Source organism: Stenotrophomonas sp. Br8 (assembly GCF_014763005.1).
GTDB classification, from domain to species: Bacteria; Pseudomonadota; Gammaproteobacteria; order Xanthomonadales; family Xanthomonadaceae; genus Stenotrophomonas; species Stenotrophomonas lactitubi.
In genome coordinates, this window is record NZ_JACGTN010000020.1 from 73,869 (window position 1) to 98,059 (window position 24,191).

At 66.2% G+C, this 24,191-nt stretch carries 25 protein-coding genes and 1 pseudogene; 14 read left to right on the plus strand and 12 right to left on the minus strand.

Translation table 11 applies throughout. The features are described from left to right. Nucleotides 1-19: 19 nt before the first annotated feature. A complete protein-coding gene (locus H3005_RS17655) occupies nucleotides 20-673 on the minus strand; it encodes a DUF1629 domain-containing protein (RefSeq protein WP_223880316.1) in 654 nt (217 codons plus the stop codon). 189 nt (nucleotides 674-862) lie between these two features. Beyond that, the gene (locus H3005_RS17660) at nucleotides 863-1,240 is read right to left on the minus strand and encodes a hypothetical protein (protein WP_100554582.1); all 378 of its coding nucleotides are present in this window, start codon (nucleotides 1,238-1,240) and stop codon (nucleotides 863-865) included. 165 nt (nucleotides 1,241-1,405) lie between these two features. Between H3005_RS17660 and H3005_RS17665 the strand changes: the two genes are divergently transcribed. From H3005_RS17665 to H3005_RS17680, 4 genes are all read left to right on the plus strand, one after another. Further along, complete coding sequence (locus tag H3005_RS17665; protein WP_191078683.1) at nucleotides 1,406-1,615, plus strand: hypothetical protein; 210 nt, start codon at nucleotides 1,406-1,408, stop codon at nucleotides 1,613-1,615. Between the two features lie 91 nt (nucleotides 1,616-1,706). Next, a complete protein-coding gene (locus tag H3005_RS17670) occupies nucleotides 1,707-2,132 on the plus strand; it encodes an energy transducer TonB (RefSeq protein ID WP_191078684.1) in 426 nt (141 codons plus the stop codon). Nucleotides 2,133-2,585: 453 nt separating this feature from the next. Then, nucleotides 2,586-2,954 (plus strand): hypothetical protein, encoded by a 369-nt coding sequence (locus H3005_RS17675; RefSeq protein ID WP_191078685.1) that lies wholly within the window; start codon nucleotides 2,586-2,588, stop codon nucleotides 2,952-2,954. A gap of 88 nt (nucleotides 2,955-3,042) precedes the next feature. After that, a complete protein-coding gene (locus tag H3005_RS17680; protein WP_191078686.1) occupies nucleotides 3,043-3,399 on the plus strand; it encodes a hypothetical protein in 357 nt (118 codons plus the stop codon). A 79-nt stretch (nucleotides 3,400-3,478) separates the two neighbouring features. Here H3005_RS17680 and aceE read toward each other — a convergent pair whose 3' ends face one another. Next, a complete protein-coding gene (aceE, locus tag H3005_RS17685; protein WP_191078687.1) occupies nucleotides 3,479-6,166 on the minus strand; it encodes a pyruvate dehydrogenase (acetyl-transferring), homodimeric type in 2,688 nt (895 codons plus the stop codon). Between the two features lie 636 nt (nucleotides 6,167-6,802). Between aceE and H3005_RS17690 the strand changes: the two genes are divergently transcribed. Together H3005_RS17690 and H3005_RS17695 are read left to right on the plus strand one after the other, a co-directional pair. Further along, nucleotides 6,803-7,363 (plus strand): PadR family transcriptional regulator, encoded by a 561-nt coding sequence (locus tag H3005_RS17690; RefSeq protein WP_191078688.1) that lies wholly within the window; start codon nucleotides 6,803-6,805, stop codon nucleotides 7,361-7,363. A gap of 60 nt (nucleotides 7,364-7,423) precedes the next feature. Next, a complete protein-coding gene (locus H3005_RS17695; RefSeq protein WP_191078689.1) occupies nucleotides 7,424-8,221 on the plus strand; it encodes a siderophore-interacting protein in 798 nt (265 codons plus the stop codon). Nucleotides 8,222-8,313: 92 nt separating this feature from the next. On the opposite strand, the gene H3005_RS17700 is transcribed toward H3005_RS17695, so the two are convergent. After that, entirely contained in the window at nucleotides 8,314-9,135 is an 822-nt protein-coding gene (locus H3005_RS17700) for a hypothetical protein (RefSeq protein WP_191078690.1), read from the minus strand. A gap of 91 nt (nucleotides 9,136-9,226) precedes the next feature. On the opposite strand from H3005_RS17700, the gene H3005_RS17705 reads away from it, so the two are divergent. Continuing rightward, nucleotides 9,227-9,628, plus strand: a complete 402-nt coding sequence (locus tag H3005_RS17705; protein ID WP_100554571.1) for a hypothetical protein — start codon at nucleotides 9,227-9,229, stop codon at nucleotides 9,626-9,628. Nucleotides 9,629-9,786: 158 nt separating this feature from the next. Here H3005_RS17705 and H3005_RS17710 read toward each other — a convergent pair whose 3' ends face one another. Both H3005_RS17710 and H3005_RS17715 read right to left on the minus strand, forming a co-directional pair. Next, nucleotides 9,787-10,497, minus strand: a complete 711-nt coding sequence (locus tag H3005_RS17710; protein ID WP_191078691.1) for a YceI family protein — start codon at nucleotides 10,495-10,497, stop codon at nucleotides 9,787-9,789. Nucleotides 10,498-10,582: 85 nt separating this feature from the next. Next, nucleotides 10,583-11,173 (minus strand): malonic semialdehyde reductase, encoded by a 591-nt coding sequence (locus H3005_RS17715; protein WP_191078692.1) that lies wholly within the window; start codon nucleotides 11,171-11,173, stop codon nucleotides 10,583-10,585. A 122-nt stretch (nucleotides 11,174-11,295) separates the two neighbouring features. On the opposite strand from H3005_RS17715, the gene H3005_RS17720 reads away from it, so the two are divergent. The 6 genes from H3005_RS17720 to H3005_RS17745 all read left to right on the plus strand — a co-directional run bounded on the left by H3005_RS17720 (nucleotide 11,296) and on the right by H3005_RS17745 (nucleotide 15,156). Then, the gene (locus H3005_RS17720) at nucleotides 11,296-12,255 is read left to right on the plus strand and encodes a mitochondrial fission ELM1 family protein (protein ID WP_100554568.1); all 960 of its coding nucleotides are present in this window, start codon (nucleotides 11,296-11,298) and stop codon (nucleotides 12,253-12,255) included. A gap of 79 nt (nucleotides 12,256-12,334) precedes the next feature. Then, nucleotides 12,335-12,553 carry a hypothetical protein gene (locus tag H3005_RS17725; RefSeq protein WP_100460003.1) on the plus strand — a complete coding sequence of 73 codons (219 nt, stop codon included), beginning with the start codon at nucleotides 12,335-12,337 and terminating at the stop codon, nucleotides 12,551-12,553. A gap of 57 nt (nucleotides 12,554-12,610) precedes the next feature. Next, nucleotides 12,611-13,462: a DUF2145 domain-containing protein gene (locus H3005_RS17730; RefSeq protein WP_100554567.1), complete on the plus strand. Its 852-nt coding sequence runs from the start codon at nucleotides 12,611-12,613 to the stop codon at nucleotides 13,460-13,462. An 18-nt stretch (nucleotides 13,463-13,480) separates the two neighbouring features. Further along, on the plus strand, nucleotides 13,481-13,972 hold the full coding sequence (locus H3005_RS17735) for a hypothetical protein (protein WP_100554566.1): 492 nt from the start codon (nucleotides 13,481-13,483) through the stop codon (nucleotides 13,970-13,972). A 33-nt stretch (nucleotides 13,973-14,005) separates the two neighbouring features. Next, nucleotides 14,006-14,521: a hypothetical protein gene (locus H3005_RS17740; protein ID WP_089238290.1), complete on the plus strand. Its 516-nt coding sequence runs from the start codon at nucleotides 14,006-14,008 to the stop codon at nucleotides 14,519-14,521. Between the two features lie 74 nt (nucleotides 14,522-14,595). Then, complete coding sequence (locus H3005_RS17745; protein ID WP_025878224.1) at nucleotides 14,596-15,156, plus strand: queuosine precursor transporter; 561 nt, start codon at nucleotides 14,596-14,598, stop codon at nucleotides 15,154-15,156. A gap of 200 nt (nucleotides 15,157-15,356) precedes the next feature. Here H3005_RS17745 and glnE read toward each other — a convergent pair whose 3' ends face one another. Beyond that, a complete protein-coding gene (gene glnE, locus H3005_RS17750; protein WP_191078693.1) occupies nucleotides 15,357-18,152 on the minus strand; it encodes a bifunctional [glutamate--ammonia ligase]-adenylyl-L-tyrosine phosphorylase/[glutamate--ammonia-ligase] adenylyltransferase in 2,796 nt (931 codons plus the stop codon). A 368-nt stretch (nucleotides 18,153-18,520) separates the two neighbouring features. On the opposite strand from glnE, the gene H3005_RS17755 reads away from it, so the two are divergent. Next, complete coding sequence (locus H3005_RS17755) at nucleotides 18,521-20,035, plus strand: acetyl-CoA hydrolase/transferase family protein (RefSeq protein ID WP_100554564.1); 1,515 nt, start codon at nucleotides 18,521-18,523, stop codon at nucleotides 20,033-20,035. Between the two features lie 85 nt (nucleotides 20,036-20,120). On the opposite strand, the gene H3005_RS17760 is transcribed toward H3005_RS17755, so the two are convergent. From H3005_RS17760 to H3005_RS17780, 5 genes and pseudogenes are all read right to left on the minus strand, one after another. After that, nucleotides 20,121-21,482, minus strand: a complete 1,362-nt coding sequence (locus H3005_RS17760; protein ID WP_191078694.1) for a VOC family protein — start codon at nucleotides 21,480-21,482, stop codon at nucleotides 20,121-20,123. 162 nt (nucleotides 21,483-21,644) lie between these two features. Beyond that, a pseudogene (locus H3005_RS17765) lies at nucleotides 21,645-22,134 on the minus strand (hypothetical protein). Between the two features lie 31 nt (nucleotides 22,135-22,165). Beyond that, nucleotides 22,166-22,918, minus strand: a complete 753-nt coding sequence (locus tag H3005_RS17770) for an HAD family hydrolase (RefSeq protein WP_100554561.1) — start codon at nucleotides 22,916-22,918, stop codon at nucleotides 22,166-22,168. A gap of 97 nt (nucleotides 22,919-23,015) precedes the next feature. Then, nucleotides 23,016-23,435 (minus strand): EF-hand domain-containing protein, encoded by a 420-nt coding sequence (locus H3005_RS17775; protein ID WP_100554560.1) that lies wholly within the window; start codon nucleotides 23,433-23,435, stop codon nucleotides 23,016-23,018. 227 nt (nucleotides 23,436-23,662) lie between these two features. Beyond that, nucleotides 23,663-24,034, minus strand: coding sequence for a hypothetical protein (locus H3005_RS17780; RefSeq protein WP_025878234.1), 372 nt, complete (start codon nucleotides 24,032-24,034; stop codon nucleotides 23,663-23,665). Between the last annotated feature and the right edge of the window lie 157 nt (nucleotides 24,035-24,191).

Sequence of the window (24,191 nt, forward strand, 5' to 3'; positions counted from 1 at the left end):
TTGAGTTCAATCAGCGGACTCAGATATCAGCTGCGTCCGTAAACGATAATCCTCGCGACTCGCCCCTCCCGCCGATGCCGGCGGCCAGAACCGCATTACGCAAAGCGCTGTCACAGAAAACCAGGTTCCCCGAGTACGGCGTTCGGAATATGTGCGCGTGGTTGACGGCATCCTTTCGGAACGCCAGGGAACTCCCACCCCTGAGGTCGTAAAACTTGCCTCCGGGATAGCCGTAGTCGCGAACGACGCGGAGCTTTGACGCAGCTTCATCGACCGCATCGATCACTCGAGTCACATCGCAGAGGAAGTAGCGCGGCCCTTCAGATCCATTGGCGAGGCGGTATTCGCTCTCCGCAAACTCGAATCCGTTCGGATCGACAGAGACGAACGCGTTGCGCAAGCGCTCCGAGACGAGCCAGTAACCGCTCATCCCTCCTTCAAGATCTTCGGGTAGCCCTCCCTTCTTAGGCGAATGAACCAGCAGCGGCTTCTCTGCCAAAGGTGGAAATCCTCCACCTTCAGGACGCAGGATCAGGCGTGGCGGCGTGCGGAGCTTTTTCACATTGTCGAACACTACCCCGTGTCCCTTTCCCCCTCGCGTGGTATCTGGCATCAAGAGAAAGAACTCTCCACGCCTGGGCTGGTTTGGCTCCATTGGCTCAATTGACTCCATGATCTGAATTCCTTCCAAAGTCCTGATTGCTAGCCTAGAACTAACCTGAATTAGAGGGAAGGGAGTGACTTTCATTTACGTGAAAACTGGCACCACGCCCGCCGTACCTTTGCCCCAGCTTGACCTGGCTGTCGCACATTCCCGACGCACCGCAGTTCCAAGACCTGACGCCAGCCAGCCTCGGCTCCGCTAGGCCAGCATCAGATCCCCATTGACCAACGCCACCCTCACCGTGTCCTGCAGCGTCCTGATGGCCTCCACTGCCCGAACGGTGGAACCCAGGTCACCTCCAAGCGCACCCTGCCCGTCCGGCGAGGTCTCGATTGCAGAAAGCTGCTTCAGCATGCCCTGTGTGTAGGCGTCAACCGGCTCCGAGACATAGCGCGAGCATCCCAGCTTGTCTGCGAATTCCTGCTCGATGGGCAGGTACAGCCAGTTGGGTGGAGAGTTGATATCGAACTCGCCCGCAGCCTGCAGATGACGCAACAGCGTGCTGCCCGCAAGAATGCTTGGACCGATGATCAACTGAGAATCGAACAGCGCGTCATTGTTTTCGATGGCAGCCATGGATCTCCTTTCCTATGGATGTTGCGATGGGCAACTTTCGACCTCTTGTACTCTGGCATGCATTGGTGCGCAATCGGACCACAATGAAATTCTGCGGAGCGCCGACGGCGCGTCCCGCCGTGTGAGACCCATCGCAGCCACACTCCCCCCCACTGGAGGATGACCATGACCAGGATCGACCGCACGTGGCTGGAAGCCTTCGACAAAGAGCTCCTCCACCTGTTCGCCATCGACCATAGCGATGCCGGCATGGATGAGTACCTGCTGCACTGCTACGCAGACCTCCCACCACGCGAAGCAGCACTCGCCTTCGGCAGCGACTACGACCTGAAGCGCGACGATGCGCTGTGGCCACGGCCGGGCGTGCCTGTGTGAACCACGCAGCAGTCCCGCACGCCGGCATTCAAGGCAAGCGATGCCAGGGCATGGCCGCTATGCTGGCAGCGCACCGGAATGGAAACCACGTATGCCCCGTTTGAACACCGCCCTGGCACTGAACCTCGTTCTGATGCTGCTGGGCGCCACACCTGCCATGGCCATGGCGGCAGACCCGCAGGTTTCCACCGAGGTGTTCGTAGAGCGCGGTGACAACCCCACCTTCGAGCTGCAGCAGGCGCCTGCCGTTGTGTACTCAACGGCCCCGGCCGCGCCGCCCGATACCTTGCTGCAGGTTCCCATGGAGGTGCTGTTGGTTGCTCAACTGGATGAGTTGGGCCACGTTTCCAACGTGATGGTGGCGCGCTCCAGCGGACTGCGGGAGATTGATCGTGCGGCCTTTACCGCAGTGGACCAGTGGCGCTTCGATCCGGTTGTGGTTGAGGGTGTCGCGTGGCATGCGCGGGTTCGGGTCCGTATGACCTTCGTACCCACGGCCGAGGCGCCGCGCGGCTGAACCGCTGGTCCAATCTGTCGTAATTGGTCCTACGCCGTGGGCTTGGCTGTGGGCATCCTGCGCTTGGGGTCAATAGCGCCAAGCCCTTCAAGACCGTTGCGGCGCAATCGCTTGCCGGCTTAACACCGTGTGCGACAATCCCGAAAGCGTCAGGACTGGCAATCGTCAGTTCTGCAGTTTCTTGGCATTTGGCAGCTGCGCGGGTATCTCTTGGCATGCCACCGGAAAAGGGTGGCGCGGGACTCGAAAACCCGTCTGAATACCCAGTGCTTTGCGCTTGCCAGTCGGCGTCATCTTCGGATGGCGCCGGCTGGCAATCCGTTCGCGTTCCATGGCGGGCGGTGCGTGGGGGTCTTCGGACCCGCCGGCTTGGGTATTCACCGGTTTTCGAGCCACGCATCGTCCGCCGCCTTTATCGGTGGCGCTGCTATCTGTCCTGTACGGAGCATTGCCATGAACGCATCGGAATTCCGTTCCCTGCACGCGCAGCACGACCCGGCCAACACCGAAGTCGAGCGCGAACCGTCCGTCGATCCCAACACCTTCGTTGCCACCCTGCGCCGCATCGGAACCGGTGCGGCTGCAGACGGCCAGCCTTGGCCGGAGCGGCATCAACTGCCTGGACGCTGCCTTGAGTTGGCGGATGCGGATTGCGCGCTGGCCGGGCTGCGCGTGGTGGCGGAGCTGATGCTGGCTGCGGAGCGGACCCGGCAGAACGGCGCGCCTGAGGAGTACCTGGGGGATCGGGTGATGGAAGGGTTGAAGATGGCGTGTGTGGCGTTGACTGCGCAGGTGGCTGAGCGGTTGCAGGTGCGGGGATAGTACCTACGCGGAGAGCCTGGCGTGATGCGGCGGTGCTGCCGTAGCGCGCCACATTAGGGCGCCGCCCTTTGTTGTCACCACCGCGCTCATGTTGATGGCCCCGGCGATCTCGGACCACTGCCTTCCCCAGGCGACGCTGGAGGTGAAGGTCTACCGCAGATTGTCGGATGCTGAGTTCAGGCTTATTCAGAAGGAGGGCAAGGCGTTTGCCGAGGCACGCGATAGCCAAGGGCTGGTGGTGAGTCCGAGGGATGAGGGCGAGGGGTACTTTGAGGTGTGGGCTGACGGGGAACCGGTGATGATGGTGGACAACTCCTCGATGCAACTAGTGCTGATGGCGACACTTAGAAGAGCTCCCCTCCTTATTCCGACCATTCTTGTACGACTTAGCCAAGTCAAAAAGTCGACACGTCAGCTGGTTGTTTTGATGGAGTCACGCTACTGAAGCCGCCCCACGCATAATCGGGACAAAGAAAAAGGGCGAGCCTATTGGCTCGCCCCTTCTAGTCAATTAATTGACCAAATCAAACCCCAACCGGATTACTCTTCTCCGGATCAATCTTGTACTGCTTGATCGCCCGGGCCACATCCTTCGCGGTCATCTTCCCGTCCTTCGCCAGCGCCGCAATCGCGGCATGCGCGATGTAGTACCGGTCAACTTCGAAGAACCTACGCAGGTTCGCACGCGTATCCGAGCGGCCGAAACCATCCGTACCCAGCACCGTGTACGACATCGGCACGAACGCACGGATCTGGTCCGCATACGCACGCACATAGTCGGTGGCGGCAATCGCCGGGCCCTGGCGGCCTTCCAGCAGCTCGGTCACGTAGGCCTTGCGCTGCTCACCTTCCGGATGCAGGCGGTTGGCACGTTCCACGTCGAAACCATCGCGACGCAGTTCGTTGAAGCTCGGGCAGCTCCAGATGTCGGCGGTCACGCCGAAGTCCTTGTCCAGCAGTTCGGCCGCGGCAATGGCTTCGCGCAGGATGGTGCCCGAGCCCAGCAGCTGCACGCGCAGCTCGCCCTTCTTCGGCTTGCCGGCGTCGGTCAGCAGGTACATGCCCTTGACGATGCCTTCGGCCGCACCTTCCGGCATTTCCGGGTGGGTGTAGTTCTCATTCATCAGGGTGACGTAGTAGTACTCGTCAATCTGATCTTCCATCATCGCCTTGGTGCCGTGCTGCAGGATCACCGTCACTTCGAAGCCGAAGGTCGGGTCGTAGCTGCGCACGTTCGGAATGCCACCGGCCACCAGATGGCTGAAGCCATCTTCGTGCTGCAGGCCTTCACCGTTCAGCGTGGTGCGGCCGGCGGTACCACCCAGCAGGAAGCCGCGGGTACGCATGTCGGCGGCCTGCCAGGCGATGTCGCCCACGCGCTGGAAGCCGAACATCGAGTAGTAGATGTAGAACGGCAGCATCGGCACGTTGCTGACCGAGTAGCTGGTACCGGCGGCCATCCACGAGCTGATCGCACCCGGCTCGCTGATGCCCTGCTGCAGCACCTGGCCACTCTGGTCTTCGCGGTAGAACATCAGCTGGTCGGCGTCGACCGGCTTGTACTTCTGGCCGAACGGCGCGTAGATGCCGATCTGGCGGAACAGGCCTTCCATGCCGAAGGTACGGGCTTCGTCGGCCACGATCGGCACGATGTGCGGGCCCAGTTCCTTGTCACGCAGGGTGATGTTCAGGCTCTGCACGAAGGCCATGGTGGTGGAGTAGCTGCGCTCGCCGCTGCTCTTCAGCAGGCGCTCGTAGCTTTCCAGCTTCGGTGCGTTGAAGCTCTTTTCGGCCTTGCGGCGGCGCTGCGGCAGGTAACCACCCAGCGACGCACGGCGTTCCTGCAGGTACTGCACTTCCGGCGAATCCGGGCCCGGGTGGTAGAACGGCACCTGGCCGTCGGCCAGCTGCGCGTCGGTCACCGGAATGTTGAAGCGGTCGCGGAAGTGGCGCACCGCTTCGTCGTCCAGCTTCTTGGTCTGGTGGGTCGGGTTCAGTGCCTCACCGGCGCTGCCCATGCCGTAACCCTTGACCGTCTTGGCCAGGATCACGGTCGGCATGCCCTTGGTGTTCACGGCCTGGTGGTAGGCGGCGTACACCTTGTGCGGGTCGTGGCCACCACGGTTCAGGCGCCAGATGTCGTCGTCGGACAGACCGGCCACCATCGCAGCGGTTTCCGGGTACTTGCCGAAGAAATGCTCGCGGGTATACGCGCCGCCGAAGGCCTTGCAGTTCTGGTATTCGCCGTCGACGGTTTCCATCATCAGCTTCTTCAGGACGCCATTGGTGTCCTTGGCCAGCAGGGCATCCCAGTAACCGCCCCACAGCAGCTTGATGACATTCCAGCCGCCGCCACGGAACACGCCTTCCAGCTCCTGGATGATCTTGCCGTTACCGCGTACCGGGCCGTCCAGGCGCTGCAGGTTGCAGTTCACCACGAAGATCAGGTTGTCCAGGCCTTCACGGCCGGCCAGCGCGATGGCACCGAGGGTTTCCGGCTCGTCGCTCTCGCCGTCGCCGATGAAGCACCACACCTTGCGGTCGGACTTCTCGATCAGGCCACGGTTTTCCAGGTAGCGCATGAACTGCGCCTGGTAGATGGCGGCCAGCGGGCCCAGGCCCATCGACACGGTCGGGGTCTGCCAGTATTCCGGCATCAGCCACGGGTGCGGGTACGACGACAGGCCGCCGCCGTCCACTTCCATGCGGAACTTGTCCAGCTGCTCTTCGCTGATGCGGCCTTCCAGGAAGGAACGCGCGTAGATGCCCGGGGCGCTGTGGCCCTGGATGAACAGCAGGTCGCCCGGGTGGTTCTCGCTGGGAGCGCGCCAGAAGTGGTTGAAGCCCACGTCGTACAGCGTTGCGCCGGAAGCGAACGAAGCGATGTGGCCGCCCAGGTCACCCGGCTTGCGGTTGGCGCGCACCACGGTGGCCATCGCGTTCCAGCGGATGATCGAACGGATGCGCCATTCCAGTTCGGCGTTGCCCGGGCTCTTGGCCTCCAGCTGCGGCTCGATGGTGTTGACGTATTCGGTAGTGGGAGAGAACGGCAGATAGGCACCCGAACGACGGGTCAGTTCCACCATGCCTTCCAGCAGCTGATGCGCGCGCTCCGGGCCCTCGACATCAATAACGGCCTTCAACGACTCGATCCACTCCTGGGTTTCCACAGGATTCGGGTCGTTGTTCAGCACCTCGTTCAACCAGTTCATTAGCGCTCCCATTACCGCACGCACGCGCGCGACTGTTGATAGATTTCTAGACCGCAAAGTGTAGCGCACCAAGGGCTTTCGTCACTTGGCTACGCCGGCGTATGGAGGCAGGCCACCCCTGTCTGCATGGCATGTCCCGGGACGTCCACCGGCGGGACAAAGCACTGCTGCAGGCCGCTGTGGCTGCCTGCAAGGGCTGCGCCAGCTGTCGCCTGCGGCCTGCTTCGCCCATGCGCAGGACGCAGTGTTACTGCTGCGGATGACCGTTGTGGGGCAAGCCCGGCGCCGTGTCGGCGTTGTCTGACGGGCTGCCGCTGAACCCGCGACAACGTGTCGCGCGCGCCTCTCGACGCGGAAGTGGCCGCTGCGCACGGTTGGCGGCGAGCAGGCCCCTTCCCGCGGTTCGCCGCTCGTCTGCTGCGCCCCGCCCGGGGCGGAAACCCGCAGCGCCGTTGCGTGGCCCGATACGGATGTCAGGCCGCGCAACGGTGGCTTGCGCCGCACGCAACCCTCCCCTTCAGCCCTTGCAGTAGCTGGCTGCATGGCCCGATCTGGCAAGCGTTGTGGCCGAAACCGTACTTGTCGGGTCCAGCTTATCGATATATCGTTTGGGGCACACGTTACCGATATATCGAAATGGGTCGCTCCCCCTCCCCCAAAAGCCGCACCGACGATACCGCGGTACCCCGCCGCAACGGCCAGCCGCGCGTGCTCAGCCGTGGCGACCTGCGCCTGCTGGTGCTGGCGCTGATCGGCGAGCAGCCGCGCCATGGCTACGAGTTGATGCAGCACATCAGCACCATGTTCATGCAGGCCTACACCCCCAGTGCCGGCACCATGTACCCGCTGCTGGCCAGCTTCGAGCAGGCCGGCTGGGTGGCATCGGAAGAGGTGGACGGCCGCCGTGTGTTCCGCATCACCACCGCTGGCGAGTTCGAGCTGAAGGTGCAGCGCACCCAGGTGCGATTGGCGCAGCGCCGCGCGTTCGACCGCGCCCGGGAGATCACCAAGGCTTCGCTGCCGGCGCCGCTGGCCGCTGCGCTGCGCGAATTCAAGCTGGCACTGGTGCACCACCACGGGCGCTGGGCCGACGGCGAAGCCGAGCAGGTGGCGGCGCTGCTGTCGCGCGCGTCGGCGCTGATCAATGGCCAGGGCGGCAACGTGTCCTCTCCCTTTTCTACGACCCAGCCAGACTGAATCCAGCCAGGTCTTCCCCCATGCCGCGCGCCCCCGCGCGACCTTCCGACAGGTACCCCCATGACCGAACATCACAACTCGCGCCTGCGCCTGGATGTGCGCTTCCGTGAACTGACGGTGCTGCGCACCGAGACTGTCACCCCGCACATGCGCCGCATCGTGCTGGGCGGCGACGACCTGGCCGGCTTCGATTCGCCCGGCGCCGACGACCACATCAAGCTGTTCTTCCCCAACGCCAGCGGCGAGATGGTGCTGCCGGTGCTGACCGCCGAGGGCCGCAGCTACCCGGACGGCAAGCATCCTTCGCCGGCACGGGACTACACCCCGCGCTGGTGGGACCACGAAACCGGCGAGCTGGCCATCGACTTCGTGCTGCACGACCAGGGCATTGCCGGGCCGTGGGCCGAGCGCGCACAGGCCGGCGACACGCTGGTGATCGGCGGCCCGCGCGGTTCGTTCGTGGTGGCCGACAGCTACGACGCTTATGTGCTGATTGGCGATGAGACCGCGCTGCCGGCCATCGCCCGCTGGCTGGACGTGCTGCCCGAAGGTGCGCAGGTGCAGGCGTATATCGAAGTGGCCGACGAGGACGAGCGCCAGGACCTGCCGCAGTACGAGAACGTGCGCATCCACTGGCTGGAGCGCAATGGCTTCCCGGCGGCCAGCAGCACGCTGCTGGAAGACATGCTGACCGATTTCGAGGCCCCGGACGGCGATGCGTTCTACTGGATCGCCACCGAATCGCGCCGCGCGCGGATGATGCGCAAGTTCATTGAAGGGCACCTGGGCGTGCCGCGCGACTGGATCCGCTCGACCGGTTACTGGAAGGCGCACCCGGACGAACAGGACGGCGATTGACCGCAGAACGGTAGGTGCGGACCGTTGGTCCGCACGTCTTTGACTATGTAGAGCCGAGCCCATGCTCGGCTGCTGTTCTATCCGCCCTCGCGCTACGCGCGATGAGCCGAGCATGGGCTCGGCTCTACAGGAGCGCTGGGCGCCACCTGCCGCACCCACCCGAACCGATGCGCGGCCCAGATCTCCAGCGCCAGCAGCAGCGCGATGATCGCCAGCGGCAGCAGCAACCCCAGGTACACGCCCGGCATCATGCCGTTGATCTGCGCCTTCACCAGCCGCAGCACGCCGCGCGTATGCAGCAGCTCGTCGATACGCATGGTCAGCGCCTCGCGCACCATCTTCGGCTCCAGGCCAACTGTGCCGGCCTTGTCGATCAGCGTGTCTTCCACCATCGCGCGCAGCAGCCCGGCGCGTACCTTGCCGATCACCCAGCCCACGCCACGTGCCATCGGCCCGTCACCCAGGCGATCCACACCGGGCAATGGATGCTCGCTCAGGTAGATCGCAGCCAGCGAATCTGCCACATCGCCCACCGTGCCCTGGCTCTGCAGCGCGGCACGCATGCGCTCGTCTTCCAGCGAGGCGGTGAAGCCACTGCTCCAGCCTTCCACCATTGTCTGCAGGTGCGGCTGGAAGTGGTCGAGCTGCTTGAACAGCGCGCGGTGTGCGCCGGCAGTAAAGCCCAGCTGCAGGCCGAAGAACGCGACCAGCAACGGCAGCAGCACCACATACGAGGCCAGCAGCCCGTGGTGCCAACGCCGCTGCCGCCGCAGCCAATCGCGTCGATGCAGCCAGCGCCAGGCGAAGATGCCCAGCGCCAGCCCCAACAGGGTGCCCAGCACGCTGCCGCCGATCAGATCGAGCACGCTCAGGCCGGTCCAGAATTCGCCAAGCCAGTACTGCGCTTCCTGCATGGTGTTGCCTTCCGTGGTTCAGTGCGGCCGCCATGGTAACCGCGACCCCATGCGACAATCGCGCTCCTTTCCTGCACCAACGAGGCCCCACGTGGGCAAACTGACCCTGAGCGGCGTGGACACGCTGCGTACCCGCCTGGCCGACGACAGCGCCTGCGACGCAGCGCTGTCCGCCTTCGCCGACCCGGCTGCGGCGCGCGTACCGCTGCGTGAGCTGGTCGAGGCACAGCACCGCTACCTGCAGGCCGAACACGAAGTGGCACAGGTAGCCGACATCCTGCGCCGCGACCAGAAGTACGCGCCGGTCGGTCGCCCGTCGGTGCATATCGTGCAGCTGCGCAAGCAGCAGGCGTCTACCAGGCAGGCGGCGCTGATCGCCCGCCAGGTGGTGGCACAGGCCGCGCAGACGTTCGTGCGCGCGAGCGGGTTGACGGTGAAGGCCAAGCAGAGCCCGAGCGAAGCGTCGACCGCGTGGCTGGGTACGCTGCGCTGAGAAATCCTGCTTCGGAGAGATTGTGCGGACCAACGGTCCGCACCCACCGAATCCAGGTCCGCAGCCGGCCAGCGGCCGGCTCTACCAGCGCCCAAAAAAGAAGGCCCGCTTTTCAGCGGGCCTTCTGCCTTCTCACGACGAGTGAGCGGGATGTTGCATCAAGCAGCCGGCTTCTCGCCGGTGGCTTCGGTGGTGATGCGGATCTTCACTTCATCGCTGACGTTCGGGGCGTAGGCGCCGACGCCGAAATCGCTGCGCTTGATCGTGGTGGTGGCATCGAAGCCGGCGGCCGGAACCTTGGCCATCGGGTGCTCGCCGCCGCCGTTGACGGTCACATCCAGGGTCACCGGCTTGGTGATGTCCTTGATGGTCAGGTCGCCGGTGACGGTCAGCTTGTTGGTGCCGGCCGATTCGACCTTGGTGCTCTTGAAGCTGGCGGCCGGGAACTTGCCAGCGTCGAAGAAGTCGGCGCTCTTCAGGTGCTCGTCGAACTTGGCGGTGAAGCTGTTCAGGCCGCTCAGCGGCAGCTTCACTTCCACGGTGGACTTGGTGACGTCGGTGGCGTCGTACACCAGGGTGCCTTCGGCGTTGCCGAAGTGCGCGCTCGGGTTGGAGAAGCCGAAGTGGCTCCACTGCGCCAGCACGTCGGTGTGGGTCGGGTCGAGCTTGTAGGTGCCCGAGGCGATGGTGATGGCGGCAGCTGCCGGGGCAGCAGCAGCGGCATCGGCGGCCGGGGTGGTGGCAGCCTGTTCGGTGGCGGCCGGGGCAGCAGCATCAGCGGCCGGGGCGGCGGTGTCGGCCGGCTTGGAGCAGGCGGCGATGGCCAAGGTCAGGGCCAGCGGCAGCAGCAGTTTACGGGTGGCGCTCATCTCAGGAACTCTCCGGATCGTAGGGTGGGAACACAGTGCAGCAATGGCCCGCCACGGCGGGCGGGCCCGAAACCGATACAGCGACTTACGCGATGCGCGCCGCTTCGTCGAACGACAGACGCGGCAGACGGGGGAACAGGCCCGAATCGTCACCGTACCCCAGGTTGACCAGGAAATTCGACTTGATGCTGGTGCCGGCGAAGAAGGCTTCATCGACCTTGGCGTTGTCGAAGCCGGACATCGGGCCGGCATCCAGGCCCAGCGCGCGCGCGGCCAGGATCAGGTAACCGCCCTGCAGGCTGCCGTTGCGGAACGCGCCTTCGTGGCGGCCTTCGCGCGGGCCGTCGAACCAGGCCTTGGCATCGGTGTGCGGGAACAGGTACGGCAGCTTCTCGTGGAAGTCCTGGTCGAAGGCGACGATGACGGTGACCGGGGCGGCCACGGTCTTGTTGTGGTTGCCTTCGGACAGCGCCGGTGCCAGCTTGGCCTTGGCTTCGGCCGACTTCACGAACACGAAGCGGGCCGGGCTGCCGTTGGCGGCGGTGGGCGCCCACTTCAGCAGGTCGTACAGGGCGTGCAGCTGCGCGTCTTCGACAGGCTTGTCGAGGAACGCGTTCTGGGTACGGGCGGTGCGGAACAACTGGTCCAGTGCAGCAGCGTCGAGCGCGTGGGACATCGGTGGATCTCCAGGGCGGCTAAGGTCAGTGCCCGCGGGCGGCGCGGGGCGAAACGTCGATCCGCAGTGTAGAGTGTCGCGACTGTTGCAACACCCAGCAGGATTGAAACGAATTAATGCCAATGGTGAAACGATCGAGCACGCCATGGACGGTCACCGATGGCCGTGCCGGTAATGTCCGCCAGGCGGTCGCGCTGGCGACGGCGCTGCGCCTGGGCAGCCACCGTCCCCTGGTACTGCAACCCCGCGCCCCTTGGCGCTGGCTGTCGCCGCGGCGCTTGCCTGGTGATGTGAATGGCTACGGCGAGGCGCTCGCGTCCCTCGCTGCCGAGGCGCCTGCGCTGGCGATCGGCTGTGGCCGCCAGGCCGCCGGAGCGCTGCGCGTGCTGCGTGCGCGCGGCAGCCAGGTGGTGCAGATCCTCGACCCGCGTATCGGTTCCCGCCACTGGGACGTGGTGGTGGTGCCCGAGCATGACGCCCTGCGCGGCAGCAACGTGCTGACCCTGGTCGGCAGCCTGAACCCGGTGGACGATGATTGGCTGGCCTTGGGCCGCGCCGCGTTCGCCAGCTTCAGCACCCTGCCCGGCCCGCGCACCGCGCTGCTGGTGGGCGGCCCGACGCCGCTGGCACCCTGGGATGAGACGGCGATGGTGCACGTGTTCCAGGCGCTGGCCGAACAGATCCGCAGCGAGGGTGGCAGCCTGCTGGCGACCACTTCGCGGCGCACGCCGCCGGCGCTGGCCGAGATCCTGCGCGCGAAGTTCGCCGACCTGCCGCATGTGATCTGGGGTGATGGCGGCGATGGTGTGAACCCGTACGCCGGTCTGCTTGGCTGGGCCAACCGGGTGGTGGTGTCGCCCGATTCGGTGAACCTGCTGTCCGAGGCCAGCGCCACGCGCATGCCGGTGATGGTGGCCCTGGCAGATACGGCGCAGGGACGGTTGGCGCGCTTCCAGCAGCAGTTGCGCGAACGCGGGCGCTTGCAGCCGCGCTGGTTGGATTGGCAGTACGACCGCATCGAACCGCTGCGCGAGACCGCGCGGATTGCCGCCGAGGTCAAAGCGCGGCTGGCGTTGGGGTGATGCCGTCCAGCGCTTTTTGAACATTTCGATCCGTCAGCGCAGTTAGAGTCCAGCCTCCCCCCTCGGACTGGATGTCCCCATGCGTACCCTGCTTCTGCTGCCGCTGGCCCTGCTGGCGGCCTGCTCTACCACCCCCACCGAACTGGACCCGCTGTCGCACGCCTGCCAGCAGCAGCTGGATGCCTACCGCGAGCAGCCGGCCCTGCGCAATCCGCGCAACGAGCGCCCGCCGTTGCCGATCGCGCCGATCAGCGATACCTGCGACAAGGAATTGCGTCGCAAGGGCGTGGAGCGCTGATTCCAGCGATGCGGGTATGATCGGCGCGCGGGCCTGCCCGCGTCTGGAGCGGTATACATGGAACGTCTGCATCGCCTGCGCTGCGGCCTGCTGCTGTTGATGGGCCTGCTGGCCACCGCGCCGGCATGGGCCGACAGCGGCACCTGCCTGGAGCGCTACCCCAGCGTGGCCGCACAGGCGGCGATGTTCGATGTGGCGTGGACCACGGCCGAGCGCCTGGATGCGCTGCCCGACGTTGACGTGGTGATCGCCGCGCGTGGTGGCCAGGACCTGAGCCGCTACGGCCTGCGCCACAGCCACCTGGCCTTCCTGCTGCGCGAAGACGACGGCCGCTGGCGTGCGATGCACCTGCTCAACCGCTGCAAGACCGACAGCTCGCAGCTGTACCGCGAGGGCCTGGGCAATTTCGTCGGCGAGAGCGGCACCCATACCGATCTGCGCATCGGCGTGCCGCCGCCGGCGTTGCAGCTGGCACTGAAGCGGATGCTGGCAGCACCGGCGATCCAGCCCAAGGCGCTGCACGAATCGAAGTACAACGTCGTGGCCTATCCGTTCGCCACCGACTTCCAGAATTCCAACCAGTGGATCCTGGAAGTGCTGGCCGCGGCAATGGCGCAGGCTGAAGGTGGCCCGGTCATCGTCAAGCGCGAACAGGCGCAGCAATGGCTGCGCGCGCAGAAGTTCCAGCCCAGCGTGTTGCATATCGGCCTGGGCAAGCGCGTGGGTGCGCGCTTGTTCGTGGCCAACGCCACCACCACCGACCATCCGGCCAGCGAACGCATTTCCGGCAACTACTCGGTGGTGACGGTGGAATCGGTATTCGACTTCCTGCACCAGCGCAGCCAGCTGCAGCAGGAACTGACCATTGCGCATGCGACGGTCGACGGCACCGCCGCCGCTGCGCCCTGACCTGGCAAGGAGAAGATGATGCGCAACCTGCAGTTTTCCGCGTTGGCCGTGCTTCTGTGCGGCAGCCTGTTGTCCGCAGCGCCGGCACACGCCGAGCGCCGCATCGTGATCATCCAGAACAGCGTGCCCGAAGGGCCGAGCCTGGAGATGTCCGCACCGATGGTGGCAGCTGCGCAAGCGGCGGCGGCCAAAGAAGCCGAAGATACCGGCGTGCCTGCGGGCCAGGGCGCGGTGAAGCTGCCGCAGATGCAGGTCAGCGCCATTTCCACCACCGTCGATGGTCGCCGCGAAGTACTGCTGCGCGATGCCAACAATCCACAGAACACTGCTTCGATGCAGTGGCCCAAGCGCCCCGGCGACCCGGCCGTGCAGTTCAACGTCGGGCAGACGGTGAACTTCCAACCCACCGGATCGGGCGACGGCTGGCAGGTGCGAGACAACCAGGGCCGGCCGCTGGAATACCTGCCCGAGGCCACCGGCCCACGCGATCTTTTCGATACGCAGCGCTGAGCCGCTGCTTCTCTTCCCGACCAGGAGGTCACCATGCTTCGTTCCCTGCGCGCCCCCGCCGCCGCCCTGCTGTTGTCTGCCCTGACGGTGCCGACCGTGCACGCCGGTGCCGCCCCGCACCTCAACAGTGGCCAGGCCAGCGTGCTGGTCACTTCGTTGATCGTGGTGTCGGTTCCGCTGGCCACCTCGATGGGCCTGGCCGCGCTGTCCAAGGCGCCGTTCAAGGCCAGCGAGCGCAATGGCAAGGTCGCCGAGCGCACCCCGGCGGTGCCGCTGCCGCCGATGGAAGTGAAGCAGGTGGCGACCACCGCCGCTGGCGAGCGCCAGGTGCATCTGCAGGTACCGGACAAGGCCGACCAGACCGCTACCCTGCAGTGGCCGGCGATTGAGGGCGAAGACCCGGTGGCCGGCTTCGTGGTCGGCCAGCAGGTGCGCTTCGACCCGACCGATGCCGGTGCCGGCTGGACGGTGAAGAACAGCGACGGCAAGGCTCTGGCCTATGTGCCCACGGCCTATGCCGCCGGCGACGCGCTGAGCGAACAGCTGTAAAGCTGAACGGCCGTTTTTGGCTTTGCGGCGGGCCGGGCGGATAATGGGCGATCCCCTTTTTCCCCTGGCTCGCCATGTCCGTGCGTCCTGCGCCTGTTTTTGCCCCGTTGACCGCCCGCGCCCTGGTGCTGGCGGTACTGGCCATGGGCGCGGTGGTGCTGCTGTCCAACGTGCTGGTGCAGTACCCGATCAATGACTGGCTGACCTGGGGTGCTTTCAGCTACCCGGTGGCGTTTCTGGTCAGCAACCTGATCAACCGCCGCTTCGGCCCGGGCCCGGCCCGCCGCGTGGCGTGGATTGGTTTCGCGGTGGCGGTACTGCTGTCGGTGTGGGTGGCGACGCCGCGCATTGCGATCGCCTCGTGCTCGGCCTTCATCGTCGCCCAGCTGCTGGACATCACCGTGTTCGACCGCCTGCGCCGTGGCAGCTGGTGGCGCGCGCCGATGGTGGCCACCACCTGCAGCGCGACGGTGGATACCACCATCTTCTGGTCGATCGCCTTCGCCGGTTCCACCCTGCCGTGGGTGAGCTGGGCCGCGGGCGACCTGGCGGTGAAGCTGGCGATCGGCGTATGCCTGCTGGCCCCGTTCCGCGCGTTGTTGTGGAAGATGGCGCCGCTGCGCACAGCGGGCTGACCGCCGTTGCCCGGGTAGTTGCCAACCTTGGTTGGCACACTCCCAGACCCCGGTGGCTGCCATCCTTGTTTGGCACATTCCCAGAACCCGGTGGGTGCCGACCGTTGGTCGGCACGCTTCTTCAGGGTTCATCGCAGCTGAGAGATTGTGCCGACCAACGGTCGGCACCCACCCAAAGCCGCTACAGCCATTTCAGGCACTCAGGCGAACGGCAGGTCCGCGGCGATGCATGCGGCGCTGATCGCCGCACACGCCTCTTCGATGGCCGGCGTCGTCGGCGCCAACCGCGGCCTGCGATCCAGCGTGCAGGCCAGCCCTACCTCCAGCAGCGTGGCGTGCGCGCCATGCAGCGTCTGTGCGGTGGCTTCGGGCAGGAATCCCGCCGCTGCCAACGCGTCGATCAATGCCGGCGTGGCACGCGGCTGCAGCAACGCAGGTGTCTGCGCACTACGTGCCAGCACGCCGCTCTGCAGCAGGAACTCCAGGTCGACCACACCGCCCGAGCCCTGCTTCAGGTCGAGCCGTGCGGCATCGCTGCGGTCCAGTTCGGTGCGCATGCGCCCGCGCATCTTCACCACATCGGCATACAGCGTTGCACGATCACGTTCGCGGCCCAGCGTCTGCGCACGTACCTGTTCGAAATCCTGCAGCAGGCTGGCATCGCCGGCCACGCCGCGTGCGCGTACCAGCGCCTGGTGCTCCCAGGTCCATGCGCGATCACGCTGGTACTCGGTGTAGCTGGCCAGGGAAGACACCAACGAGCCCTTGCCACCGTCCGGGCGCAGGCGCACGTCGATGTCGTACAACCGCCCGGCGGCGGTGACCGCAGCCAGCAGCGCCATCACCTTCTGGGCGAGGCGCGCATACCAGCGGCCCGGCTCCAGCGGGCGCGCGCCATCGCTGGCCTCCACGCCGGCGGGATGGTCGTGCAGGAACACCAGGTCCAGATCCGAACCGAAGCCCAGCTCCAGGCCGCCCAGACTGCCGTACCCGATGATCGCGAAGCGACCACCGGCAATCACACCATGCGCGGCCTGCATATCGGCCTCGGCCATCGCCAGCACGGTGACCACCACCGCCTGCGCCAGTTCGGCCAGTTGACGGGTGCTGTCGACCGCGCCCTGGCGCCCGTCCAGCGTGGCCATGGCCATGCGGAAACTGAGGGCGAGGCGCGTTTCGTTGAGCCAACGCAGCGCCGATTCGGGATCTTCAACCGTCAGCACCTGCTGGCATTCGGCCAGCATGCCGGCCGCATCGGGCATCGGCCCGGACACGCGCACGTCCAGCAGTTCGTCCAGCAGCAGCGGATACGCGGCCAGGCGTTCGGCCAGCAATGCACTGCGTGCCAGCACGTCGACCAGGCGCGCGAGCGCGCTCGGCTGTTCGTCCAGCAGCGCCAGGTAACTGGTACGACGCAGCACTGCCTGCAGCAGGCCGAGCACGCGCTTGAGTGCGGCATCGGGCTGCGGTGAGCGGGTGGCAGCGTGCAGCAGTGCAGGCAGCACGCGGTCCAGCCGCGCACGCGCTGCATCGGACAGCGACTTCACGCCCGTGCCCTGGGCGAAATCACGCAATGACTGGTCGGCGCCATTGGCATCGAGGAAACCGGCCTCGGCCAGCAGCGGTGCGTTGCTGCCCTCGGGCAGGCTGCGCCAGTAGTTGGCCAGCGCATCCGGCGCGGCCTGGCCCTTGCGTGGTGCCAGCAGCGCACCGAACTCGGTGCTGACGCGCTGCTGCTGCACGGTCAATGCGGCGCGCAGCGCATCCCAATCGGCATAGCCGAGGCCGACGGCAATGCGTTCGCGATCCAGTACATCAGATGGCAGCACATGGGTCTGCGCATCGCGCAGCATCTGCAGGCGGTTTTCCAGCCGGCGCAGGAACAGGTAGGCCTCGCGCAACGCGGCGCCATCGTCGCGGGCGATCTGCCCGGCAGCGACCAGCGCCTCCAGCGCGACCAGCAACCGCCGCTCACGCAGCACCGGCTCGCGGCCACCGCGAATGAGCTGCAGCGCCTGGCACAGGAATTCGATTTCGCGGATGCCGCCGGCGCCACGCTTGATGTCGTCGTGCATCTCGCGGCGCGCAACTTCGGCGGTGATCGCCGCTTTCATTTCGCGCAGGCCATCGAGCGCGGTGAAGTCCAGGTAGCGGCGGTACACGAACGGACGCAGGGTCTGCAGCCACGCCTCGCCAGCGGCGATATCGCCCGCCACCGCGCGCGCTTTCAACCAGGCATAGCGCTCCCAGTCGCGGCCTTCGCGCTGGAAGTACTGATCCATCGCCGCGAATGACAGCGCCACGCGGCCGGCGCTGCCGAACGGGCGCAGGCGCAGGTCGACGCGATGGCTGAAGCCATCGACGGTGGTTTCATCCAGCAGCTTGGCCAAGCGCTGACCGAGGCGGGCAAAGTACTCCTCGGCCGCCAGCGCGCGCGGACCGTCGGATTCACCGCCCTGCACGTAGGCGTAGACCAGATCGACATCGGAACTGAAGTTGAGCTCGCCACCGCCCAGCTTGCCCAGCCCGAACACCACCAGCTGCTGCGGTCGGCCGTTGTCATCGGCAATCACCCCGTGGCGCTGGGCGAACTCCTGCTGCAGGGCGTCCAGCGCCAAGCGCAGGCAGTCCTCGGCCAACGCGGTGGCGCCCGCCAGGGTCTGCGGTACGTCATCCAGCCCGGCCAGGTCGCGCCAGATCAAGCGGGTCGACATCGCCGTGCGCCAGCGCCGCAGTTGTGCCGGCCAGTCGCTGGGCTGCAGTGGGTCGAGCACCGGCGCCGGCAGCGGCGGGCAGCCCGGCGCGGACAGCTGCGCCAACAGGCCGGGCTGGCGCACCAGCGTGTCCATGGCGAAGTCACTGCTGACCGCCAGTTGCACCAGCATCGGCTGCAGCTCGGCCGGGATGGGATCGGGCACTGCCTGGGCCAGGCGCGCCAGTGCGCGGTCGACGAGGGGCTGCAGGGGGGCGGGCAATTCGGCGGGGGCGAGGGTCATACCGTGATTCTCGCGGGGTCGGATCCCTTTGCCAACGGCGAAGGGCTGTGACCCGTTGCCGTGGCCTGTGGGGTCAGAGCCTTTTGCCCTTGGCAAAAGGATCCGACCCCGGCACCGCGCATTCAGCTTTAGCGACAGGCAATAAAAAAGCCCGCTTGCAGCGAACTGCCAGCGGGCTCTGCTCCCTCCCCCACGTCGGGATGCAGGGCCATCGTGCGGTGTACGAAAGTACTTTGCACGCTGCACTGCAAAACAAAACTGACGGGTATGGGAGAGGCCTTGCCGGAAACACCATTCCACGAAGGTAGAACCCCCCGTACGGCAGGGGATGGCCGATAATCGGGATTTCCCCCAGAAACGCTGTCGTCATGACTGTTGATCGCATCGCCAACGCGCGTCTTCGTGACCGCGTGGTCTCCGCCGAGGCCGCAGCCGCGCTGATCCAGCCCGGTGAAACCGTGGCCATGAGCGGCTTTACCGGCTCCGGTTACCCCAAGGCCGTTCCCGTTGAACTGGCCCGCCGCATCGAATCGGTGCATGCCCAGGGCCTGCCCTTCCAGATCAGCCTGATGACCGGTGCCTCCACTGCGCCGGAGCTCGATGGCGCGCTGGCCAAGGCCGATGGCATCGCCATGCGCATGCCGTTCCAGAGCGACCCGGATGCGCGCAACCGCATCAACGAGGGCAAGCTGGATTACATCGACATCCACCTCAGCCACGTTGCCCAGCACGTCTGGTTCGGCTTCTACGGCGAGATCGATACCGCCGTGATCGAAGTCTCGGCCATCCGCGAGGATGGTTCGCTGGTGCCGTCCACCTCGCTGGGCAACAACAAGACCTGGCTGGACCTGGCCAAGAAGGTGATCATCGAGGTCAACGAGTGGCAGCCGGCCGGCGTCGATGGCATGCATGACATCTACTACGGCACCGCGCTGCCGCCGCACCGCAAGCCGATTCCGCTGGTCAATGCCAACGACCGCATCGGCGAGACCGCGCTGCGCTGCGACCCGGACAAGATCGTGGCAGTGGTGCGCACCAACGGCCCGGACCGCAACAGCCCGTTCAGCCCGATCGATGCGACCAGCGAGCAGATCGCCGCGCACCTGATCGAGTTCCTGCAGCACGAAGTGAAGCGCGGCCGCCTGCCGGCCAACCTGCTGCCGCTGCAGTCGGGCGTGGGCAACATCCCCAACGCGGTGCTGGCCGGCCTGGCCAAGAGCGGTTTCCGCGACCTGGCTGCGTTCACCGAAGTGATCCAGGACGGCATGCTCGACCTGCTGCGCGACGGCGTGCTGAGCTATGCCTCATGCACCGGTTTCGCGCTGAGCCCGCAGGCCAACGAGACGTTCAAGGAAAACATCGATTTCTACCGCGAGCGCATCATCATGCGCACGCAGGAGATCTCCAACCATCCGGAACTGGTGCGCCGCCTGGGCTGCATCGGCATGAACGGCATGATCGAAGTGGACCTCTACGGCAACGTCAATTCGACGCACGTGATGGGCACGCGGATCATGAACGGCATCGGCGGTTCGGGCGACTTCGCGCGCAATGGTTTCCTGTCCGCGTTCCTGAGCCCGTCGACGGCGAAGAACGGCACCATTTCGGCGATCGTGCCGATGGCCAGCCACGTCGACCACACCGAGCACGACGTGTCGGTGATCGTGACCGAACAGGGCCTGGCCGATCTGCGTGGGCTGACCCCGCGCAAGCGCGCGCAGGTGCTGATCGACAACTGCGCGCACCCGGATTTCCGCGCGCAGCTGCAGGACTACTTCGACCGCGCCAGCCGCGAGAGCTACGGCAAGCACACCCCGCACCTGCTGCCGGAGGCCCTGTCGTGGCACCAGCGATGGCTGGATACGGGCACGATGAAGGCTTGAGTATTGCCGGTTCGCCGGGCATGGCCCGGCGCTACCCCGCATCACACCCTGGTAGCGCCGGGCCATGCCCGGCGGATGTGGCGTATCAGCTGCGCAGCGCCGCCAGCGATTCGGCCTGGATGCGCTCGTAGATCTCGAACTCATCGTTCACCGCCGCGCCCAGCGCCTGTTCGAAGGCTTCGCGATTGGCATGTGCGGTGTAGGCGCGCTGCTCGCCACCGCCCAGGTTCGACTGGAAGATGCCTGCGGCGCTGACCGGCAGGAAGTCCTCGTAGACGATCGGATCGGCCGTGGCCAGGCCCGCTGCAACCAGCACTTCGGCCGGCAGGTCGGCCACGCGTTCCGGTGCGGCGCGGCCCGCGTCGGTCAGCTGGTAGCGGTAGTAGCCCAGGCCTTCCTGGCGCAGGGTGTCATGGTCATCCGGGAAGCTGGCGAACACCGCCTGCAGGCGCTGGCCGTAGTCACCACCGGTGCTGCCCGCGCCGCCGGCATCGCGTGCCTGCGTCAGCAGCTGGTCGTACAGCGCGCGGCCCTTCGCGGTCAGTGCCAGGCCGCGCTGCTCGATCTCGCCGAAGCGCGCGGTATGGGTGCCGGCGTCGCCGCCCTCGTTGTCCGGGAAGTGCACGGCCTCTTCCAATGCCTTGAAGCTGGTCTGCCGCAGCAGGATCGGGCAGGCGCGGCGCGGCGGGCCCTCGATCACCGCCTTGGCAGCCATGCCGTGCTCGATCATTGCCGCCTGTGCAGCGTCGATGTCCAGCGTGCGCGGGGTCAGGTGATTGATGTGCGGGCCACGGAAGCTGACCACGTCGGCCACCAGCCGGTGCGCCTTGTGCAGGGCGTGGTAGGTCGGAAGATCCACGGTGGCGTCACCATGCCAGCGGAAGGTTTCCAGTGACTGTTCGACGAAGCGCTCGGCATCGGCCTGGGTCAGGCCACCCTCGCGCTCGGCCTGCTCGATCAGTGCCAGCGCGTCGTCGGTGAAGATGCGGCGGCGGGCGAGGATCTCAGCCGACTGCGCACGCAGCACCTCGTCTTCGATCAGTTCGAGGCGCAGCAGCGAGGTGAACACGCGGAACGGGTTCAACGCCAGCGCAGCGGCGGTCAGCGGGCGGAAGGCCGTGGAATGCACCGGCACGCCGGCCACCGACAGATCGTAGTAGCCCACCGGGTACATGCCCATCACCGCGAACAGCCGGCGCAGGGTCGCCAGTTCCTGCGGGGTGCCGACGCGGATCGCGCCATGGCGTTCTTCATCCAGGCGGGCACGCTCGTCGTTGCGCAGCAGCTGCGCGGCCAGCGCCGGGTCCTGCGCCAGGACCTGCGAGTTGATCCGCTCCACCAGTTCCACCAGCGTGCCGTACAGCGGCACTTCGGTGCGGTACATGCGGGACATGGCCTGGGCGAACAGGCGGCGGATCACATCAGGCGAAACGAAAGAGGCGCTCATCAGTCACTCGATTACGGGAACGGGGAACGGCGAGAACCCGTATTGTCGCCGGAGTGCGCGGCCGCGGCGATACGCAGAGCAGCATGAAGAACATCGGTAGCGCCGGGCCATGCCCGGCGGACCCCAGGGCCGCGCTGCGCGCTCGCCGGGCACGGCCCGGCGCTACCTGCCCAGCTGGCGCTTCAGCGTGGCATCGAGGGTGATCGGCCGGTCCCAGTGCTCGTAGCTGGCCACGATGGCGTGGCGCACGGCGCGGTAGTGCAGGTTCTGCGGCTTGGCCGGCATCCGCTTCACCACCGCCTCCCAGCCGCCCTCGGGGTCCTGGCTGAAGGCGCGCACGCTGTCGCGGCAGGTCTGGCCACTGGCCTTGGCCCAGAAACAGGCGAAGTAGATGTCGCCGGCCTGCCACTGGTGGGTGGTGGCCAACGCGGCGATGTAGCCGCGCGGTACACCGGCGTAGCGCGATACCTCGTCGAGGAAGGCATCGGGGTAGCGCTCGGCGTAATGGTTGATGTCGGCCAGCTGGGTGTCGACCCAGGCGTCGCCGGTATCCACCTCGTAGGTCGCCGAACGTTCGGCCATCGTGCTGGGCCAGCACGATGGCCGGCGCCAGCAGCAGGGACAACAGCAGCGCGCGCAGTGGCAGTTTCATGACCCGATTCTGCCGCAGCGGGCGCGCCGTGTCAGGCCACGGCGGCGGCCTTGGCCTCGATCGTCGCCAGCGCGGCCGGCCAGTCCCAGGCGGTATCGGCGTTGACCATGCGCGGTTCGTCGTCGGCCACGCCGTGCTGGGTCTCATGCGCCCAGGTCACCGCGTACGGGGTATGGATGCCCCAGCCGCCCAGGGTGATCACCGGTTCGATATCCGAGCGCAGCGAATTGCCGACCATCACGAACTGCTGCATCGGCAGGTCGAATTCGGCCAGTACGCGTGCATAGGTTTCCGGGTCCTTCTCGGACACGATCTCGATGCGCGGGAACAGGTCGGACAGCGCCGCCACCTTGATCTTGGCTTCCTGGTGGAACAGGTCGCCCTTGGTGATCAGCACCACCGGGTACTGCGCGGCGATGGCCGCCACCGACTCGCGTACGCCGTCGATCAGTTCGACCGGATGGCGCAGGGTGTCGTGGCCGATGTCGAGGATGCGCTGGATGTCCTTGGACTCGATGCGCTGCGAGGTGATCTCGATGGCCGCTTCGATCATCGACAGCGTCATGCTCTTCACCCCGTAGCCGAACACGCCGAGGTGGCGCTGCTGCACTTCCAGCAGGTGGCGGGCGGTCTGGGTGTCATGGACGTCGATGTAGCGCGACAGCAGGTCCAGGTAATCCTGCTCGGCCTTGCGGTAGTAGTCCTCGCTCTTCCACAGCGTGTCGTCACCGTCAAAACCGACCAGGCCGATGGCGCGCGAAGGCGCAGGCGTGGAGGTGTTCATCGCCCTAGGATACAGGCGCGGAGATGACGAAAAAAACCCGGGTGGCCGAAGCCACCCGGGTTGCCCATGCACCGGTTGTCCCGAATTCAACCGTGGATCAGCGGCCCTGGCCCGCGGCCGTGCCACCTGCGCCGGCACCCGCCTGCTGGGCGGCCACGTAGGCCTTGTACTCGTCGGCACTCAGCTGGCCGTCCTTGTTGGCATCAGCCTGGTCGAACACCTGCGCAAGGCCCGCATTCACCTGCGCTTCGCTCTTGCTGATGGTGCCGTTGCCATCGGTATCGATGCTGGCCCAGGTCTGGCCACCGCCGTTGGCCTGCGCCGATGCTGCCGCGGCCGCATCGGTCGCCTGGTCGGCCGCCTGGCCTGCCTGTGCCGCCGCCTGCTGGGCCTGCGCCGCTTCGTTCTGTGCATGCGCGGCCTGCTGCTTGGCCGACTGCGCCATCGCCGGGATGGCCAACACGCTGCCGGCGGCGACGATCAGGGCGATCAGGGGCTTGCGGTTGCGAATAGTCATCTGGGGTGTCTCCTGAGGGGTGGTAGTGCGCGGTCGTTGTCTCCGCACGGCACCTACCCTGCCACCGCGTTTCTGAATCGATTTTGCGCGGCGATCGCCGCGAACACGCATGGTTAACCACTCACCCGGACGCATGCTTTAGCGCGGTGGTTAGTGCGAAGTGAGCAGGGAGTAAGACGAGCATTCAGCGCTACCGGATTTAACCGGCAACGAACGAAAAACCTGCGTCAGTCGACGGTTTTTTCCGATGACCGCGAACTGAACAACACCCATCCCAATGCAACACCGGAGAGCGCACCGGCGATTTCCAGCACCACGCGGCTGCCCAGTTCGTTCGGATCGTGGATGGTGGACAGGAACAGGCGCGCATACAGTGGCGACTCCAGCCGCACGATGCCCATGTAGAACAGCTTCCAGGCGTCGATGCCGGCGGAGATGATCACCGCGATGACGCACGACCAGCCGATCGCATGGCCCACGGTCCAGTGCAGCAACCGGCACAGGTGGTGCCACAGGAAGTACACCAACAGGCCGACCAGCAGGGCGATGAGGCCCGCTTCAAGCGTACCGAGCAGGCCGAAATGCAGGGGAAGGTTCATCGGGCGGGGACGCAGGAGAAGGCGGCCAGTGTAAGGGGTATCGGCAGGGCTGCGCCCTGCACCTGCAGATGCCGAAGCAACGGCAACAGCAGGCATTCCGTGGGGTGGCGGGGCGGTGTCGGAGTGCGGGGACGCCGTAAACCCATCCCTGGGGGCT

What these genes read in the sequence shown, in the direction of transcription:
- H3005_RS17695 (WP_191078689.1), top strand. Translation starts at nt 7,424, where the DNA reads ATGACCGAACATCACAACTCGCGCCTGCGCCTGGATGTGCGCTTCCGT.
- glnE (WP_191078693.1), bottom strand. Translation starts at nt 18,152, where the DNA reads ATGACCCTCGCCCCCGCCGAATTGCCCGCCCCCCTGCAGCCCCTCGTC.
- H3005_RS17745 (WP_025878224.1), top strand. Translation starts at nt 14,596, where the DNA reads ATGTCCGTGCGTCCTGCGCCTGTTTTTGCCCCGTTGACCGCCCGCGCC.
- H3005_RS17655 (WP_223880316.1), bottom strand. Translation starts at nt 673, where the DNA reads ATGGAGTCAATTGAGCCAATGGAGCCAAACCAGCCCAGGCGTGGAGAG.
- H3005_RS17755 (WP_100554564.1), top strand. Translation starts at nt 18,521, where the DNA reads ATGACTGTTGATCGCATCGCCAACGCGCGTCTTCGTGACCGCGTGGTC.
- H3005_RS17715 (WP_191078692.1), bottom strand. Translation starts at nt 11,173, where the DNA reads ATGTCCCACGCGCTCGACGCTGCTGCACTGGACCAGTTGTTCCGCACC.
- H3005_RS17780 (WP_025878234.1), bottom strand. Translation starts at nt 24,034, where the DNA reads ATGAACCTTCCCCTGCATTTCGGCCTGCTCGGTACGCTTGAAGCGGGC.
- H3005_RS17700 (WP_191078690.1), bottom strand. Translation starts at nt 9,135, where the DNA reads ATGCAGGAAGCGCAGTACTGGCTTGGCGAATTCTGGACCGGCCTGAGC.
- H3005_RS17775 (WP_100554560.1), bottom strand. Translation starts at nt 23,435, where the DNA reads ATGACTATTCGCAACCGCAAGCCCCTGATCGCCCTGATCGTCGCCGCC.
- H3005_RS17675 (WP_191078685.1), top strand. Translation starts at nt 2,586, where the DNA reads ATGAACGCATCGGAATTCCGTTCCCTGCACGCGCAGCACGACCCGGCC.
- H3005_RS17680 (WP_191078686.1), top strand. Translation starts at nt 3,043, where the DNA reads ATGTTGATGGCCCCGGCGATCTCGGACCACTGCCTTCCCCAGGCGACG.
- H3005_RS17760 (WP_191078694.1), bottom strand. Translation starts at nt 21,482, where the DNA reads ATGAGCGCCTCTTTCGTTTCGCCTGATGTGATCCGCCGCCTGTTCGCC.
- H3005_RS17725 (WP_100460003.1), top strand. Translation starts at nt 12,335, where the DNA reads ATGCGTACCCTGCTTCTGCTGCCGCTGGCCCTGCTGGCGGCCTGCTCT.
- H3005_RS17660 (WP_100554582.1), bottom strand. Translation starts at nt 1,240, where the DNA reads ATGGCTGCCATCGAAAACAATGACGCGCTGTTCGATTCTCAGTTGATC.
- H3005_RS17740 (WP_089238290.1), top strand. Translation starts at nt 14,006, where the DNA reads ATGCTTCGTTCCCTGCGCGCCCCCGCCGCCGCCCTGCTGTTGTCTGCC.
- H3005_RS17770 (WP_100554561.1), bottom strand. Translation starts at nt 22,918, where the DNA reads ATGAACACCTCCACGCCTGCGCCTTCGCGCGCCATCGGCCTGGTCGGT.
- H3005_RS17735 (WP_100554566.1), top strand. Translation starts at nt 13,481, where the DNA reads ATGCGCAACCTGCAGTTTTCCGCGTTGGCCGTGCTTCTGTGCGGCAGC.
- H3005_RS17710 (WP_191078691.1), bottom strand. Translation starts at nt 10,497, where the DNA reads ATGAGCGCCACCCGTAAACTGCTGCTGCCGCTGGCCCTGACCTTGGCC.
- H3005_RS17665 (WP_191078683.1), top strand. Translation starts at nt 1,406, where the DNA reads ATGACCAGGATCGACCGCACGTGGCTGGAAGCCTTCGACAAAGAGCTC.
- H3005_RS17720 (WP_100554568.1), top strand. Translation starts at nt 11,296, where the DNA reads ATGGTGAAACGATCGAGCACGCCATGGACGGTCACCGATGGCCGTGCC.
- H3005_RS17670 (WP_191078684.1), top strand. Translation starts at nt 1,707, where the DNA reads ATGCCCCGTTTGAACACCGCCCTGGCACTGAACCTCGTTCTGATGCTG.
- H3005_RS17690 (WP_191078688.1), top strand. Translation starts at nt 6,803, where the DNA reads ATGGGTCGCTCCCCCTCCCCCAAAAGCCGCACCGACGATACCGCGGTA.
- H3005_RS17730 (WP_100554567.1), top strand. Translation starts at nt 12,611, where the DNA reads ATGGAACGTCTGCATCGCCTGCGCTGCGGCCTGCTGCTGTTGATGGGC.
- aceE (WP_191078687.1), bottom strand. Translation starts at nt 6,166, where the DNA reads ATGAACTGGTTGAACGAGGTGCTGAACAACGACCCGAATCCTGTGGAA.